The organism is Janthinobacterium sp. BJB401 (assembly GCF_013372745.1).
GTDB lineage: Bacteria > Pseudomonadota > Gammaproteobacteria > Burkholderiales > Burkholderiaceae_D > Janthinobacterium > Janthinobacterium rivuli.
This window is the reverse complement of record NZ_JABXFH010000041.1, coordinates 22,239-37,660: the sequence shown is the minus strand read 5'-3', so window position 1 is coordinate 37,660 and position 15,422 is coordinate 22,239. Positions and strand designations below refer to the sequence as shown.

At 65.4% G+C, this 15,422-nt stretch carries 14 protein-coding genes and 1 pseudogene; 9 read left to right on the top strand and 6 right to left on the bottom strand.

Annotated elements, in window-relative coordinates; all coding sequences use genetic code 11:
* Positions 1-15 precede the first annotated feature (15 nt).
* The 5 genes from HWE17_RS21975 (at position 16) to dmeF (ending at position 3,620) form a co-directional block, all read left to right on the top strand.
* Positions 16-621 (top strand): hypothetical protein, encoded by a 606-nt coding sequence (locus HWE17_RS21975; RefSeq protein WP_176390229.1) that lies wholly within the window; start codon positions 16-18, stop codon positions 619-621.
* 274 nt (positions 622-895) lie between these two features.
* On the top strand, positions 896-1,432 hold the full coding sequence (locus HWE17_RS21970) for a DUF2325 domain-containing protein (protein WP_255206348.1): 537 nt from the start codon (positions 896-898) through the stop codon (positions 1,430-1,432).
* 74 nt (positions 1,433-1,506) lie between these two features.
* The gene (locus tag HWE17_RS21965; RefSeq protein WP_176390228.1) at positions 1,507-2,337 is read left to right on the top strand and encodes a TlpA disulfide reductase family protein; all 831 of its coding nucleotides are present in this window, start codon (positions 1,507-1,509) and stop codon (positions 2,335-2,337) included.
* 37 nt (positions 2,338-2,374) lie between these two features.
* Entirely contained in the window at positions 2,375-2,650 is a 276-nt protein-coding gene (locus HWE17_RS21960; RefSeq protein WP_176390227.1) for a metal/formaldehyde-sensitive transcriptional repressor, read from the top strand.
* A gap of 10 nt (positions 2,651-2,660) precedes the next feature.
* Positions 2,661-3,620 (top strand): CDF family Co(II)/Ni(II) efflux transporter DmeF, encoded by a 960-nt coding sequence (dmeF, locus tag HWE17_RS21955; protein ID WP_176390226.1) that lies wholly within the window; start codon positions 2,661-2,663, stop codon positions 3,618-3,620.
* 23 nt (positions 3,621-3,643) lie between these two features.
* Here dmeF and HWE17_RS21950 read toward each other — a convergent pair.
* Positions 3,644-5,025, bottom strand: a pseudogene (locus HWE17_RS21950) (NAD-dependent succinate-semialdehyde dehydrogenase).
* A gap of 46 nt (positions 5,026-5,071) precedes the next feature.
* A complete protein-coding gene (locus HWE17_RS21945; RefSeq protein WP_035817497.1) occupies positions 5,072-5,647 on the bottom strand; it encodes an ABATE domain-containing protein in 576 nt (191 codons plus the stop codon).
* 169 nt (positions 5,648-5,816) lie between these two features.
* On the opposite strand from HWE17_RS21945, the gene HWE17_RS21940 reads away from it, so the two are divergent.
* From HWE17_RS21940 to HWE17_RS21930, 3 genes are all read left to right on the top strand, one after another.
* Positions 5,817-6,695: an alpha/beta fold hydrolase gene (locus HWE17_RS21940; protein ID WP_255206347.1), complete on the top strand. Its 879-nt coding sequence runs from the start codon at positions 5,817-5,819 to the stop codon at positions 6,693-6,695.
* Positions 6,696-6,793: 98 nt separating this feature from the next.
* The gene (locus tag HWE17_RS21935) at positions 6,794-7,135 is read left to right on the top strand and encodes a zinc ribbon domain-containing protein YjdM (protein ID WP_034756972.1); all 342 of its coding nucleotides are present in this window, start codon (positions 6,794-6,796) and stop codon (positions 7,133-7,135) included.
* A 64-nt stretch (positions 7,136-7,199) separates the two neighbouring features.
* Positions 7,200-8,234 (top strand): RNA methyltransferase, encoded by a 1,035-nt coding sequence (locus HWE17_RS21930; protein ID WP_176390225.1) that lies wholly within the window; start codon positions 7,200-7,202, stop codon positions 8,232-8,234.
* 89 nt (positions 8,235-8,323) lie between these two features.
* Here the strand turns inward: HWE17_RS21930 and HWE17_RS21925 are convergent, their stop codons facing one another.
* Entirely contained in the window at positions 8,324-8,728 is a 405-nt protein-coding gene (locus tag HWE17_RS21925; protein ID WP_176390224.1) for a hypothetical protein, read from the bottom strand.
* Between the two features lie 221 nt (positions 8,729-8,949).
* Here HWE17_RS21925 and HWE17_RS21920 point away from each other — a divergent pair, with 221 nt between their 5' ends.
* Positions 8,950-9,627, top strand: a complete 678-nt coding sequence (locus HWE17_RS21920; protein ID WP_176390223.1) for a phosphoribosylanthranilate isomerase — start codon at positions 8,950-8,952, stop codon at positions 9,625-9,627.
* Here the strand turns inward: HWE17_RS21920 and HWE17_RS21915 are convergent.
* From HWE17_RS21915 to HWE17_RS21905, 3 genes are all read right to left on the bottom strand, one after another.
* The gene (locus tag HWE17_RS21915) at positions 9,624-10,520 is read right to left on the bottom strand and encodes a LysR family transcriptional regulator (RefSeq protein WP_035817505.1); all 897 of its coding nucleotides are present in this window, start codon (positions 10,518-10,520) and stop codon (positions 9,624-9,626) included. The genes HWE17_RS21920 and HWE17_RS21915 overlap by 4 nt on opposite strands.
* Before the next feature lie 198 nt (positions 10,521-10,718).
* Positions 10,719-11,246, bottom strand: coding sequence for a 4'-phosphopantetheinyl transferase superfamily protein (locus tag HWE17_RS21910; protein WP_176390222.1), 528 nt, complete (start codon positions 11,244-11,246; stop codon positions 10,719-10,721).
* Positions 11,247-11,255: 9 nt separating this feature from the next.
* Positions 11,256-15,311 carry a Pls/PosA family non-ribosomal peptide synthetase gene (locus tag HWE17_RS21905; RefSeq protein WP_176390221.1) on the bottom strand — a complete coding sequence of 1,352 codons (4,056 nt, stop codon included), beginning with the start codon at positions 15,309-15,311 and terminating at the stop codon, positions 11,256-11,258.
* Positions 15,312-15,422 lie beyond the last annotated feature (111 nt).

The window sequence follows — 15,422 nt, the reverse complement described above, 5'->3', positions numbered from 1 at the left end:
ATAACCGGAGCAAGAATGAATACGATGCAATGCGTGGCTGCCGCCATGTTGTGTGCCAGCCTGTCGCCCGCCATGGCGGCGACATCCCCCGTCGAGCCGCCGTTTCTCGATGTGCTCGTCGATCAATACGCCAATTGCGTCAAACCTTCCTACCATCAGGCTGACCTGCGGGTACAGGACGGGGTGGGGCGCTACCAGATCGACGTCAAGGGTGAGGCCTACACGGTCGAACTGCAGGAACGCCTGGGCTTTTCGCTGCAGGCGGGGATAGACGGGCCCGTGGCGGCCATCGTCAAGCTGGACCGGCCGCCCAAGGGGCAGTTCGGCGAGCAGGCGCGCTGGCGTGAACGCTGGCTGCGCGATGTGGCCGAGCGCAGCGGCGTGGCGCTGGACGAGCGGGCGCTTGCCGGTGGCGCGCGCCTGCTGACCGTCAACAAGGGCGAGATCAAGGGTAATTATGTGGGCCAGTCCCTGCTGATCGATCCGGTGCGGCTGTTGTTCATCGATATGGCGTGGCCGAACACGCTGGGGATCTATCGTGGCCCCGATGGCCTGCGGCATGTGCGGGAGGTGCAGGACGACGTATGGAAGCGCCTGCTGTCTTGCCCGCCGGCTGCGTGACGCTGGCGGCCACCGCATACCCCTACTGAGCGCACGCGCATGGACAAATAATAATGATTCTCATTTATAATGCGGATCCATGGGGTAGCGATGGGCTGGCGCCATGGCGCCACGGTCGGTGAAGGAGGGCATGATGGGCAGCATGTATGGCAACGAGGACATGATCGCGCGCGAGCATCGCGTGCTGATGGGGGAATATGGCCGCGCGCAGGCGCGCTGCAGTGCGCAGCTGGCTGCGCAGGCGGTCCGCATCGCGCAGCTGGAGTCGGACTTGATGCGCGCGCGGGCGCAGGTCGTGATCCGCGATACAAAACTGGCGCTGGCGCGCGATGCACTGGCCGAACTGGCGGCCAGCGTGCCGGGCTTGCCGACGCGTGCAAGGCTGGCGCGCCGGGTCGAGTGGCTCGGCGATCGGGTGCAGGACCTGATGCGCGAGCTGCTGCGCCTGCAGTGGCTGCCCGCGCCTACCTTGCAGGCCGACGTGCGCGAAAAAGCCGTGCTGTATGTGGGCAGCTATCTGGAGCAGAATGCGGACCAGCAGGCCGCCGGCGCCAACGTGGCGCAGCAAGCCATCGAGCAGGCCGGCGGGCGCTTCCTGCACCATGCTGGCGGTGACGATGGCGCCGACGACGTAGCGGCGCTGGAAGCGGGCCTGGTGGCGGCCGACCTGGTGATTTGCCAGACGGGCTGCGTCAGCCACGACGCCTACTGGCGCGTGCACGACCACTGCAAGCGCACGGGCAAGCAGTGCGTGCTGGTGGACCAGCCGCAAGCCATGCATTTTGTGCGCAAGGAAGCGCTGCTCACCTGACCTTCGCACCGCTTAACGCCTGCTTAATCCGCATGGGCCACAATGGCCGTCCCTCGACGTTCCTGAAAGCGCCCATGCTGTCCCTGCAAATCGGTCCCCTGGCCCTGCCCACGGGCCTCGTCCTGCTGTTCGTTTCCCTGTGCGTCGCTTATGGCGCGGCGTGGTCGCTAAGGCGGTATCGCCAACAGCCGGACGCCGGTCCTCTCGTTTCCGACATGCTGATCGCCGGCCTGCTGGCGGCGCGCCTGGCATTCGTTCTACGCTGGCACGAACAATATCTGGTGGCGCCGTGGTCCATCATCAATATCCGCGATGGCGGTTTTCTCGCGCCGGCCGGCATCGCGGCCGCGCTGGCCATCGCCGCGTGGCGCTGCCGGCGTCCCGCCATGGCGGCCATGCGCCGTCCGTTGGCCATCAGCGTGGCTACTGGCGCGCTGGCCTGGGGCGTGCTGAGTGCAGGGATCTCGCTGGCGTACGACAAGCCGACGGCCTTGCCGGCCGTGGCGTTGCAGGCGCTCGACGGCGCGCCGGTGACCCTGGCGGCGCTGGCCAGCGGCAAGCCCATGGTGGTCAACCTGTGGGCCAGCTGGTGCCCGCCATGCCGGCGCGAGATGCCCGTGCTGGCCGCCGCGCAGCAGGCGCGCGCCGATATCGTCTTCGTGTATGCGAACCAGCGCGAGGATGCGCCTGCCGCCAGCGCTTTTCTGGACCGGAGCGGCGTGACCCTGCGCAACGTGCTGCTCGACAGCGACGCGGCGCTGGGCAAGGCGGCCGGTTCCTCGGCCCTGCCCACCACCCTGTTTTATGACGCACAAGGGCGCCTGGTCGATACGCACCTGGGCGAATTGTCCGACGCCTCGCTGGCCAGCAAGCTGCAAAAGATCGCGCCGTCCGGTTCCCTCTGATAGTATACCCCCCTATAGTATTTATCGAGGGTGAATCATGGGACACACGGCGCACAACAAGAGCAAGCTGCTCAATCGCGTGAAGCGTATTCGGGGCCAGGTGGAGGGCCTGGAGCGGGGCCTGGAAGAGGGGCGCGATTGCGGCGAAGTGCTGCAGCTGATCGCCGCCGTGCGCGGCGCCGTCAATGGCCTGATGGCCGAAGTCATCGAAGAACACTTGCGCGAGCACGTGGCCAGTCCCGATATCTCCGGCGAGGAGCGGGCCAGGGGCGCCGACGACATCGCGGGCATCCTGCGCACCTACCTCAAATAAGGAGACCGTCATGCAAACGCCATTCATCAAGGAAGACCTCTCCGCCTGGCAGCACGAACACGTTTTTGACAGCAGCAATGGCAAGGCCGAACGCCGCGCGCGCATCGTCATGTGGATCACCCTGGCCACCATGGTGCTGGAAATCGTGGCCGGCTGGTGGTACAACTCCATGGCCCTGCTGGCCGATGGCTGGCATATGAGTTCGCACGCGCTGGCCATCGGCCTGGCCGCGTTTGCGTATGCGGCCGCGCGCCGCTATGCGCGCGACCCGCGCTTTGCCTTCGGCACGTGGAAGATCGAGGTGCTGGCCGGCTACACGAGCGCCATCCTGCTGCTGGGGGTGGCCGTGCTGATGGTGGCCGCCTCAGTCGAGCGCCTGTTCTCGCCGCAGCCCATCCACTATGCGCAGGCCATGGCGGTAGCGGCCTTCGGCCTGGCTGTCAACCTCGTGTGCGCGCTGATCCTCGGTGGCCATCACGACCATGATCACCATCACGGCCACGACCATCACCACGATCACGACCATGGCCACGGCGAAGACCTGAACATGAAAGCCGCGTACATCCACGTGCTGGCCGACGCCGCCACGTCCGTGCTGGCCATCCTTGCGCTGGGCGGCGCTTGGGCTTACGGCTGGCAGTGGCTCGACCCGGTGATGGGCATCGCTGGCGCCGTGCTGGTGGCCCTGTGGGCGAAAAAGCTGATGCAGCAGACGGGCAAGGTCTTGCTGGACCGCGAAATGGATCACCCGGTGGTGCAGGAAATCCGCGAGGCGGTCGAGGTGGAAGAGGGGGGCGACACGCCGCGCATCGTCGACCTGCATGTCTGGCGCGTTGGCAAGCAGCTGTATTCGTGCGCGCTGTCGGTGGTCAGCCGCGACCCTACCCTGACGGCTGCGCGGCTGCGCGCACGGATAAGCATCCACGAGGAAATCGTCCACAGCACCATCGAGATAGTGCTGCGTAGCTGAACGACGGCGTCGCCGATACCCGCTTACACGCCAACGAGCGATACGGCCTTGGTATTGAGGTAGGACTCCAGCGCCTCCGGCCCGCCTTCCGTGCCATGTCCCGAATCCTTGATGCCGCCGAAGGGCATTTCGGCGCTCGGGGTGGCGGGTTGGTTGATCCATAACATGCCCACCTCCATGCGGTTCATCAGCAGGTGGGCGTTCTTGATCGAGCGCGTGAAAGCGTAGCCGGCCAGGCCGAACGGCAGGCGGTTCGCTTCAAGGATGGCTTCCTCCAGACTGTCGAAACCGCGGATGCCGGCGATCGGGCCGAACGGTTCATCGTTGAATATGCTCGCGTCGAGCGGCACGTCGGCAAACACGGTCGGCGCGAAAAAGTTGCCGGTGTCGCCAATGCGGCTGCCGCCGGTGGCCAGGGTGGCGCCTCTGGCCTGCGCGTCTTCGACTACCTTCGCCATGGCGCTGAGGCGGCGCGCATTGGCCAGCGGCCCCAGCGTGGTGCCCTGTTGCAGGCCATCGCCCAGCTTCAGGCTTTCGGCGTGCTTGACCAGCGCGCTGGTGAATTCGGCCTTGACGGCGTTGTGCACGAGGAAGCGGGTCGGCGAAATGCACACCTGGCCCGCATTGCGGAACTTGGCGCCGCCGGCGGCCTTGACGGCCAGTGCCACATCGGCGTCTTCGGCAATGATCACCGGGGCGTGGCCGCCCAGTTCCATCGTCACGCGCTTCATGTGGGCGCCGGCCAGCGCGGCCAGCTGCTTGCCTACCGGCGTCGAGCCAGTGAACGTCACCTTGCGTATCACCGGATGCGGGATCAGATAGCCGGAGATTTCGGCCGGGTCGCCGAACACCAGGCCCACCACGCCCGGTGGCAGGCCGGCGTCGACGAAGCATTGCATCAGCGCCGCAGGCGAGGCCGGCGTTTCTTCCGGGGCCTTGCACAGGAAGGAGCAACCGGTGGCCAGCGCGGCCGACAATTTGCGCACGATCTGGTTGATCGGGAAATTCCACGGCGTGAAGGCGGCAACCGGGCCGACTGGTTCCTTGAGCACCAGTTGCTGCGCGGCCGGATTGCGCGACGGCACGATGCGGCCATAGACGCGCATGCCTTCGGCGGCAAACCAGTCGATGATGTCGGCGCCGGCCAGTATTTCCACTTTCGCTTCGGTCAGCGGCTTGCCCTGCTCCTGCGTCATCTGCCGGGCGATATCGACGGCGCGCCACGTTTCGAAACCCTGCTGGGCGGCGGCAAGCGCGCGATCGAGGTCGGCGATGCTGGCATGGGCCACCGTGCCGATGGCCTGCCCGGTGGCAGGATTGAGCACGGGTATGGATTTGCCGCCGCTGGCCTCCACCCATGCGTTGGCGATCAAAGGCGGGTATCGGGATAGCTGGATGTCGTCATTACTGGTCACTCCTGTCAGTGAAAATTAGGGTGTTGCCTGCCGGCGCTATCTGGCATCCTTGCGCGCCCGGAAAGCGGCGACCTTCATCCGGTTGCCGCAAACGGCCATGCTGCACCAGCGCCGGCGGCCCGATTTGGTGACATCGAGGAAACGCAGCGTGCAATCATGCGCTTCGCACTGGCGCACTTGCGCCAGCTCGCCCTGCGTCAGCAGCTGGACCAGCGCCGCTGCCACCGGTTCGAGCAAGCTGGCCGCGCTGTCGTCGCGGCGCCGTTTCCATAATACGACGTTATCGCCTTCGCCCTGCGCCAGCGTGCGCACAGGGCGGCCAGCCTCCAGTATCCGGTTCACCACCGCGAAGTCGGTTGGCTCACGCGGCATGTTCAAATCGATCAGCCGTCCCGCCGCCGTCCGCAGCGACTGTGCCAGCGTTGCCAGTCCGGTAGGCGGTGTATTGAAGTCGGGTGCCAGCAGGCCCGCTGCCTTGAGCCAGGCCAGCGCGCCGGCGTTGTCGGCCAGGCAATCCCAGCTGTCATCCCCCATGCCAAAGGCGCTGTTGATGAAATCGAGCGCCAGGTGGTTGCCGATGAAGTGCGGAGCGTGCTCGGGATGCGGCGTCATTTGAAATCCTTTGTAACCTCTGAAAATAATATTGACAGGTTACCAGAAATGCTTGTAACCTTCAAATACTCACTTTAAAGGTTACAAGGACATTGCCATGAATATCAAGACCACCACTCTCGCCGCCGCCACCACCGTGGCCATGGCGGCCAGCGCCGGCGCCGCCCCGATGTCGGCAGCCGACAAGGCGCAAGTACACTACCGGTTTGAAAAAGTCGGCGACGTGAATGTTTTTTATCGCGAGGCGGGCGACCCTGCCGCGCCGACCATCGTGCTGCTGCATGGCTTTGCCGGGTCCTCGTTCATGTACCGCGACGTGATCCCGGCGCTGAGCGACCGCTATCACGTGGTGGCGCCGGACCTGCCTTCCTTCGGCTACACCGAAGCGCCGGCGCGCGAACACTACGCCTACACCTTCGACAACATCACCCGGACCATGGACCGTTTTACCGAGCAGTTGAAGCTGGACCGCTACGCCATCATGGTGCACGACTACGGCGCGCCAGTGGGCTGGCGCCTGGCGCTGGCCCATCCTGCGCGCATCACGGCCATCATCTCGCAGAACGGCAACGCGTATGAAGAGGGACTGTCGAAGGGCTGGGACGGCATCAGGCAATACTGGCAGGCGCCGACGGCGCAAAACCGCGCGGCGCTGGCCGACTTTCCGACGCCGGCCGGGATAAAATGGCAATATCTGGAAGGCGTGCCCGATCCGAGCAGCGTTTCTCCCGACGGCTATACCCTGGAAGGCATGCGGGTGGCGCGTCCTGGCAACGCCGACATCCAGCTCGACCTGCTCCTCGATTACGCGTCCAATGTGCGCATGTACCCGCAATTCCAGGCCTATTTCCGCCAGCAGCAACTGCCGCTGCTGGCCGTCTGGGGCAAGAACGATCCGTTTTTCCTGCCAGCCGGTGCGCAGGCATGGAAACGCGATTTGCCCAACGCCGATATCCGGTTCTACGACACCGGCCACTTCGCCCTTGAAACGCATGCCCGCGAGATCGGGCAGGTGATCCGCGCCTTCCTGGATAAAAATATCAAATAAGGCTGCGACGTCATATGCGAAAAAGCCCGCCGATGGCGGGCGTAGCGCTTATAATGTCGGCTTTTACAGCACGCGCTGTTCACCAGACAGAGAATAAAATGAGCACATTACCACCATGCCCGCAATGCAAATCCGAATTCACGTACGAAGACGGCAGCCAGTTGATCTGCCCTGAATGCGCGCATGAATGGTCGGCCACGGCTGGCGAAGCGGTCGAAGAGGGCGCCAAGGTGTACCGCGATTCGGCCGGCAATATCCTGCAGGACGGCGACACGGTCAGCGTCATCAAGGACTTGAAATTGAAGGGCGGCGGCGGTGTCGTCAAAATGGGCACCAAGGTCAAGAACATCCGCCTGGTCGACAGCGACCACGATATCGACTGCAAGATCGACGGCTTCGGTTCCATGAGCCTGAAGACGGAATTCGTCAAGAAAGTCTAACGCTTTTACCCCTAACACGGCGCGCCGGTTTCATTCCTGCGCGCCGTTTTTTTATTCAGACGCCATGCAAATCGACCATCTCCGCCAGCGCCTGCGCGCCTTGGGCGCCAAGCCCCTGCACGAACAGCGCGTGCTGCGCGACTGGATCCAGGGGCAGCCGCATGACCAGGGCCGGCGCCGCGCCGAAGACTTTTTGCCGCTGCCCGTGCGCGTGGCCTTGCCCGCGCTCGACCTCGAGTTGCAGGGCATGCTGAAATTGCTCAGCACGCACCCGGGCGCGGACGGTTCCGCGCGCCTGCTGGTGGGACTGCACGACGGCCAGACGGTGGAAAGCGTGCTGCTGCCGCGCGACGGCTTGTGCGTATCGAGCCAGGTCGGTTGCGCCGTCGGCTGCCAGTTCTGCATGACGGGCCGCGACGGCTTGATCCGGCAAGTCACCAGCGGAGAAATTGTCGCCCAGGTGGTACTGGCGCGCACCATGCGTCCCGTGAAAAAAGTCGTCTTCATGGGCATGGGCGAGCCGGCGCATAACCTGAACAATGTGATGGAAGCGATCGAGCTGCTGGGCACCGAGGGAAATATCGGCCACAAGAACCTCGTGTTTTCCACCGTGGGCGACCCACGCGCCTTCGAGCGCCTGCCGCAAGGCAGGGTCAAGCCGGCGCTGGCCCTGTCTTTGCACACGACCAAGCCGGAACTGCGCGAACAACTGCTGCCGCGCGCGCCCAAGCTCACTCCGCGCGAACTGGTGGACTTCGGCGAATCATATGCGCGCCTGACCGGCTACCCGGTGCAGTACCAGTGGACCCTGATGGAAGGCGTCAACGATGGCGACGACGAGATGGATGGCATCGTCGCGCTCTTGCAGGGCAAGTACGCGGTGCTGAACATGATCCCGTATAACACCATCGCCGACTTGCCGTTCAAGCGCCCCAGCTGGGAAAAGGCGCGCGCCATTGCCGCCGCCCTGCACGCGCGCGGCGTGCTGACCAAATTGCGCGATTCGGCCGGGCAGGACGTGGAAGGCGGCTGCGGGCAGCTGCGGGCGCGCGAAGCGAAGGGCAAGGTCATTCCCATCCGCGCCAGCGTGGCGGCGTAGGTCGGATTAGCGTAGCGTAATCCGACATTCGCACATACGCCAAGAATGGTGTCGGATTACGCGGTGCCCGCTAATCCGACCTACTCGGCTCAGCCCCCACCGAGCAAATCGTTTTCATTCAATATCGCAAACGCGATCTCTGGGTGCGCGACCAGGCAGCGCCGCACGGCGGCCGGAATGGCGGCACGCGTCTTGCGGCACAGGCCGGGCCGTTCCAGCAGGCGGATCTGGAAGCCGCGCACGGTGCGCACTTCGCCGCTGCCAGGCGCGATCTGCAATTCCACGCCCAGGTTTTTCTGCAACAGCAATTGCAGCTTCCTCAGCTGGGCAAGGGTGGCGATGCCGTCGATGTGCGCCAGCAGGCGCTTTTCTTCCGTCAGGTTCAGGCGCAGGATGGACAGGTCCGCCTGTGCATCGCCGAGCAGTCGCTCGCGCGCGCAGTCGCACAACTGCGGCGGGCACTCCTTGCGGACTTCAAAGTCGACGATACGCATGTGCGGCTTCCAATGGCGATCCCGGATAAATCAAGTATCGTCCGCCACCTGGCGCATGTCAATCAGCGCGGGCTGACGATCAGACGCCAAAGAGTCTGCCCTTGCTCGTTGCTATGCTGGTGATGGGTTTGCGGCGGCATGACGCGGCCTTGACCGCGTGTCTTGGCGCGCGTGCCGCCCTGTGTTGTAATGTTGCTCATTCCATTTGAACACGCAAGGCCATGAGAACCCGCATCAAGATTTGCTGCATCGCTTCCATCGACGAAGCGCAACTGGCCATAGCTGCCGGCGCCGACGCGCTGGGCCTGGTGGCGGCCATGCCGTCCGGCCCCGGCCCGATTCCCGACGCGCGCATCGCGCAGATCGCCGCCTGGACGCCGCCGCCCGTGGCCACGTTCCTGCTGACGTCCGAGACGACGGCGCAAGCCATCGCCGAACACGTGCGCGCCACGCAGCCGTCCACCGTGCAGATCGTCGGCCATATCGACCCTGGCGAAGTCGAGAAACTGGCGCGCCTGCTGCCGCACGTGCGGCGCGTGCAGGTGATCCATGTGGAGGGGCCGCAGGCTTTGGACCTGATCCCGGCCTACGCGCCCCACGTGCACGCTTTCCTGCTCGATTCGGGCCGCCCTGGCGCGCTGGTCCCGGAACTGGGCGGCACGGGCCGCACGCACGACTGGTCCGTCAGCGCGCGCTTCGTGCGCGCCAGCCCCCGTCCCGTTTTCCTCGCCGGTGGGCTGGACGACACCAACGTTGCCGACGCGCTGCGCCAGGTGCGCCCCTACGGCATCGACCTGTGCTCGCGCGTGCGCACGGATGGCAAGCTCGATGTCATGAAGCTGGCCTTGCTGATGGCGGCCGTGCGCGACGTGGATGCGGCGCTGTATGCGGAAGGCTAGAGTGTATTCATCTCGCGCACGAACGCTTCCGTAAACGCGGCCACCATGCCGCTGGCCGCGCGCGGCGAGATCAGGCCGACGACGGAGTGCGACTCCTCGTCGGGCAGCGCGATAAAACGCACGCCGGGCGGCGCTACCAGGCGCATGCTGTCGGGAACGATGGCGATGCCCATGTTGGCCTCGATCAGGTTCAGCTGCGAGGTCTTGCGCGACAGGGCGCGCGCCGCCTTCGGGAAGAAACCCTGTGCCAGGCACAGGCCCGCCACCAGGTAGCTCAGGCCTCCGCGGTCCTTGTGCGGGATCGAGACGAACGCTTCGTCGCGCAGCGCGGCTATCGTCGTACGCTCCAGCGCGGCCAGCGGCGATATTGCTGACACGGCCACCACCAGCTTTTCCGCAAACAGTTCGCGCACGACGATATTGGCATGCTTGCGCAGGGTGGGTAGGCGCACGAGGCCCAGGTCGGCGCGGCCTTCCTCGATGTCGGCAGCCTGGTTTTCCGACGATCCCTTCGATACATCGAGCGAGACGCCGGGGAACTGCGCCAGCAGCCGGTTCAGCACGGCGCCAATGGCGGGCGTGAGGGTGACGGAGCTCGAATGCAGCAGGCGGATGATGCCTTGCTCGCCTTGTCCCACGTGGCGCGTCTGGCGCACGGTTTCCTCGATGTCGTCGAGGATGCGCTTGGCCCGCTCATAAAAGACCTGGCCCGCGGGCGTGAGTTCGATATGGCGAGAGTCGCGCGTCAGCAGCAGGGCCTGCACTTCACCTTCCAGCTCCTTGATCTGGCGGCTCAGGGCCGACTGCGCGATGTACAGCTTTTCCGCCGCGCGCGAGTAGCTGCCCGCATCGACGACTTCGACAAAATAGCGGAACTGTCTGATGGAAATCAATCGTATGCCTTTTCGAGATCGGAGACTGCCTGATTTGATATTAGCCTGGCCCCGGTATTCGCGTTACAGTGGCCTGGTCTGCTGTCACTGCAAAGGAATGGCCATGCTGGAATTGATCGGGGTGCTGGGACTGTTCGTCAGTATTATCGTAAAATTGATTTTCGTCCAGATCGGCGGAGCTGGCAAAGGCAAGGAAGATTAATATGCCAGAGTCGAGACATACAGTGCCGGCAAGGCCAGCGCTTGCAGGCGGCAAGCCGGTGCTACCCCGCTCCACTCCGCCAGCGGCAGCCCTGCGCACTTGAGCACCGCCTCGCGCGCCGTCCATGCTTGCGCCAGCGCCAATGGGCGCTGCGCATCGGTGCAGGCGACCAGTTCCGCTGTCACCTGCGGCCCCAGATAATCGCGCGCCAGATTCAACCAGTCGGGGATGTCCTGCACCCGCATCACGTCGATGCCGACAGGGCCATGCAGGCCGATGGCGGCCAGCGAGATGCCCTCGTCATGGCTGAACGACAGGCCCGCAACGCCGCCGGGAAACAGCAGGCGGGGAGGGGCGCCCGGCGTTGACTCCACCGAGATCGCCTCGATATCCATCTTCAGCCATGTCGCCATCGCCTCGCGCACGGCATCGCGGATGCGCAACCGGGCCTCCAAGCGCGGCAGCACGGCGGCAATGCCGATCACCAGCACGCCATCCGTTGACCAGAACACCGTGGCATCCATCAGCTGCGATCAGCTACGCAGCGGCGCGGCCGGGCAGCCCGCCCAGTTGCTGCCGGCGGGGATGTGCTCGCCCTTCATCACCAGGGTCAACGGTCCCAGGCGCGCATTGTCGCCTACCTTGGCGCTGTACAGCACGGAGCTGCGCGGGCCCATGTAGACGCGCTGGCCGATCTCCACGTGGTCGATCTTCATGACGCGGTCCTCGAACAAGTGCGTTTGCGGACAGGTGAGGGCGTTCAATTCGCTGTAGTCGCCGATGTGCACGCAGTCGAATTCCGTGATGTCCGTCGTGTCCATGTAGACGCCGCGGCCGATCTTGCAGCCGAACAGGCGGAAGGCCAGCGGCAGCCACGGCGTGCCGCGCAGGTAGCGCATGAAGTTGGGCACGGCGATGCCTTCGTACAGATTGGTCACGCCTTCCGAAATCCACACGAACGGTGTCCACATGGGGGCCGCGTGCTTGCGGTAGCGTCCCAGCAGCAGCCACTTGAACAGTACGACCACCAGGAAATTGCCGACGCCGTAGGCCAGGCCGGCAATCGCCAGGTCGCTCACCACTTCGCCCCAGCGTCCCGCGCCCGCGATCGGCATCACGTCCAGCACCAGGGTATAGCCGACGGCGATCACCACGGCGTGCGGCGCGACGATGCGGAACGCTTCGATCAGGCTGCGGCCCAGGCGGCGCAACAGCGACGGCTTGAACGTCAGGTGTTCGGCAAAGCCGCTGACCTGTTCGCGCGCGGGCAAATGCATGGGCGGTGAGCCGAGCCACGTGTCGCCGCTGTGCATCTGTTCATTGCGCGGCGCATGCGTGTGCACGCCGATCAGCACGTGTTCGGGCAGCACCGTGCCATCCGGGATATAGCTGCCATTGCCGACGAAGCTGCGGTGCGAGATGACGGTGGGGCGCATGGTCATCCAGCCGCCGTCGATCTGCTCGTCGCCCAGCATGACGGCGTCGGCGATGAAGGTATCGTCGCCCAGGGTCAGCATGTCGGGCACCACGCCCAGCGCCGTGGAAATCTCGGCGCCCTTGCCCACCTTGGCGCCCAGCAGGCGGTACCAGTACGGCGCGTAGACGGTGGCGTAGATGCCGTGCAGGACGTTCAGGCTCGATTCCTGGATATGGCTGACCAGCCACTTGGCGCAATAGATATTGCTGTGCACGGGCGAGCTGCCCGGCTTTAATCGGGGCAGCGCGCCCCAGCGGATGGCGGCCGACAGCAGGGCGGTCAGTACGATCAGCACGGCGCTGGCGGGGAAGGCCAGCAGGAAGTAACGGGCCAGCTGGGTCGTCACGTCGCGGCCCTGCAGCCACGGCATCATTTCGCGCTCGTCGAACCAGTCGATCAGCACGAAGCTGGGGAAAACGGGCATGAAGAACAGCACGGCGATGAGGACCATGCCGAAGCAAAAGAACGCGGTTTCGCCCGTCAGGCGCAGGCGGGAGACGGCGGGGCGCGGCGGCTGGCTGGCAGGGTCGAACGCGCCAATGTCGCGCGCGGGAGAACCTGTGTAGACTCTTCCAGCCGGCACCGCCGCGCCATCGGCCAGCGCCGATTGACCTTCCAGGTGGCCAAACGCGCCCACTGTGGTATTGCCTTCCATGATCGCGTAAGAACTGATGCAGGCATCGTCGCCGATGCTGATCCGGCCCAGCAGCAAACGGCCCCGCTCGACCCGGGCGTTTTCAAAGTTGACGGCATTGCCCACGCTGACGTTGTCGCCGATGGACAGCAGGTCGGGCGCGCGCAGGGTCATCGAGCCGATGACGACTTCCTTGCCCACTTTGGCGCCCAGCGCGCGCAGCCACCAGCTGTTCAGCGACGAGCCGCTGAGCAGGTAGGCGGGCGCCGATTCGACCAGGCGGTCGGCCAGCCACCAGCGGTAATAGGTAACGCCCCACAGCGGATAGCTGCCCGGTTTCAAGCGCCCCGCGATCAGCCACTTGCCGGCAATCGCGATGGCAAATTCGGCCAGGGTCGCGAGTAAAAACACGCCGATGGAGGCGGCGATGGCGCGCGGCACGGTGTCGCCCGTGTCGCCCGTGAAGAAGTGGTACGTAAAGAACGGCGCCATCCACTGCGCCATACGCAGGGTGACGAGACCCGGCACGGCCGCCGCCTGCGCCGCGCCGCACAGCCAGCGTTTCACGGTCGATGGCGGCGTCCACTCCGCTTCTGGTGTGGCCAGCGCCGGCGCTTCATTCAGCACGGCGGCGATCTTGCCGATCTGCCGGTTCTGGTAAATATCGCGCACCGTCATGTGGGCGTAGGCCGGATCGGCGCGCAGTGCGGAGGCCAGGCGCGCGGCCAGGAAGGAATGGCCACCGAGGTCGCTGAAGAAGTCCAGCTGGCGCAAGATCGCCTGGCCCGGGAACAGCTTGGCCAGCGCCGCGAACAGGGCCGCTTCGGCCGGGGTTTCCGGCACGTCCGATTCGCCCGCTTCGCCAGCCGGCGGGGCGGACAGGGGCATGGCTTTCAAGGCTTTCCGGTCGATCTTGCCGGAAGTGAGGCGCGGCATCAGCGGCAGCAATTCAAAACGGCCCGGCACCATATATGGCGGCAAGTGCAGGTTCAGGGCCGCGCGCAGGGTTTTCGCGGCCAGGGCGTCGGCCGGCGCCTCGTCGCTGCCGACGATGTACGCCACCAGCTGGTCGATGCCGTCATCCTTGCGCAGCAAGACGGCCACCGTGCCTACGCCCGTTTGCTGCGCCAGCACGGCTTCGATCTCGCCCAGCTCCACGCGGAAGCCGCGTATTTTCACCTGGTCGTCGGCGCGGCCCAGGCATAGCACCTGGCCATCAAGATCGATGCGGGCCAGGTCGCCCGTGCGGTACAGGCGCACATCGTCAGGGCCCGTGCTCCAGGGATTGGGCAGGAATTTTTCCACCGTCAGGTCGGGCCGGCCCAGGTAACCCTCGGCCAGTCCGGGACCGATGATGCACAGCTCCCCCGTCTCGCCGCGCGCCAGCAAAGTCAATGGACGGTTTTCTCCCGCTTCTGCCACTTGCAGCACCAGCAAACCGTAGTTGGGCAGCGGCGTGCCGATGGTCACCGGTTCGCCCGGCTGCAGGCGCGCCAGGCTGCACGAGACGGTCGCCTCCGTCGGGCCATAGGTGTTGAACATGGCGCGGCCAGGGCGCGACCAGCGTTCGACCAGGGACTCCGGACACATCTCGCCGCCCAGGTTGATCAGGCGCAGGCTCGGCACTTCCTCGGCGAACAGGGCCAGCAAGGTCGGCACGGCGTGCAGCACGGTGACGTGATTGGCTGCCAGCGCGCGCGGCAAGGCTTCCGGGTCGCCCGAAATCTCCTTGGGGCCCAGCCACAGGGTGGCGCCCACCAGGTAGGCGATCCAGATTTCCTCGAACGACATGTCGAAAGCGACGGAAAATCCCTGGTAGACGGTGTCGCTTTGCGTCACTTCCAGCACGGCGTTTTCGCTGCGCAGGAAGTGGCAGATGCTGCGCTGGTTGATCAATATTCCCTTGGGTTTGCCCGTGGAGCCGGAGGTGTAGATCACATACGCGGGGTGCTCGGGCAGCACGGCTCCGCGCGTCGGCAGCACTTCGCCCGGCGCGGCGGGGGCCAGCAGGCTTTCCGCCGTCCACACGGGACGCCCAAGTCCGGCATCGGCCAGGCGCGGCGCGAACTGCGCGCAGCTGACGACGCCAAAGCCATTCGCATCATCGAGGCACACCTGCAGGCGCTCGACGGGCGTGTCTTCATCGACGGGCAGCCAGGCGGCGCCCGCCTTGGCAATCGCCGCCTGCATCAGCAGCAGATGGGCGCCGCGCGGCAGCCACAGGCCCACGATGTCGCCGGGCTTGACGCCGGCCGCCACCAGGCGCGACGCGGCCAGACCCGCCTGCGCGTCGAGTTGCGCATACGTGATGCGGCGCGCGCCGTCGATCAGGGCGATCTGTTCCGGGCAGCGGCGGGCCGTCGCTTCCAGCAGGTCGGCCAGTACTTCCTCGCGCAGCAAATCCGGTCGCGGCGGGCCGTACAGGATGTCGGCGTGGGTGGAAGGAAGGCCTGGGCTGACTGCGGTGAAATCGTTCATGGATGACGCTTATCTGTAATGCGGAGTGAGGAATCTGTCGGGCCGCGCAGGGTGCGCGGCACAGTTGATACATTACAGCACGCAAGACGTTTCAGCGTTGCAGAACGGGGA

Excerpts from the sequence above, each read along its gene's own strand:
- HWE17_RS21945 (WP_035817497.1), bottom strand. The coding sequence starts at position 5,647 with ATGACGCCGCATCCCGAGCACGCTCCGCACTTCATCGGCAACCACCTG.
- HWE17_RS21925 (WP_176390224.1), bottom strand. The coding sequence starts at position 8,728 with ATGCGTATCGTCGACTTTGAAGTCCGCAAGGAGTGCCCGCCGCAGTTG.
- HWE17_RS21970 (WP_255206348.1), top strand. The coding sequence starts at position 896 with ATGCGCGCGCGGGCGCAGGTCGTGATCCGCGATACAAAACTGGCGCTG.
- HWE17_RS21935 (WP_034756972.1), top strand. The coding sequence starts at position 6,794 with ATGAGCACATTACCACCATGCCCGCAATGCAAATCCGAATTCACGTAC.
- HWE17_RS21905 (WP_176390221.1), bottom strand. The coding sequence starts at position 15,311 with ATGAACGATTTCACCGCAGTCAGCCCAGGCCTTCCTTCCACCCACGCC.
- HWE17_RS21930 (WP_176390225.1), top strand. The coding sequence starts at position 7,200 with ATGCAAATCGACCATCTCCGCCAGCGCCTGCGCGCCTTGGGCGCCAAG.
- HWE17_RS21920 (WP_176390223.1), top strand. The coding sequence starts at position 8,950 with ATGAGAACCCGCATCAAGATTTGCTGCATCGCTTCCATCGACGAAGCG.
- HWE17_RS21960 (WP_176390227.1), top strand. The coding sequence starts at position 2,375 with ATGGGACACACGGCGCACAACAAGAGCAAGCTGCTCAATCGCGTGAAG.
- HWE17_RS21965 (WP_176390228.1), top strand. The coding sequence starts at position 1,507 with ATGCTGTCCCTGCAAATCGGTCCCCTGGCCCTGCCCACGGGCCTCGTC.
- dmeF (WP_176390226.1), top strand. The coding sequence starts at position 2,661 with ATGCAAACGCCATTCATCAAGGAAGACCTCTCCGCCTGGCAGCACGAA.
- HWE17_RS21940 (WP_255206347.1), top strand. The coding sequence starts at position 5,817 with ATGTCGGCAGCCGACAAGGCGCAAGTACACTACCGGTTTGAAAAAGTC.
- HWE17_RS21910 (WP_176390222.1), bottom strand. The coding sequence starts at position 11,246 with ATGGATGCCACGGTGTTCTGGTCAACGGATGGCGTGCTGGTGATCGGC.
- HWE17_RS21975 (WP_176390229.1), top strand. The coding sequence starts at position 16 with ATGAATACGATGCAATGCGTGGCTGCCGCCATGTTGTGTGCCAGCCTG.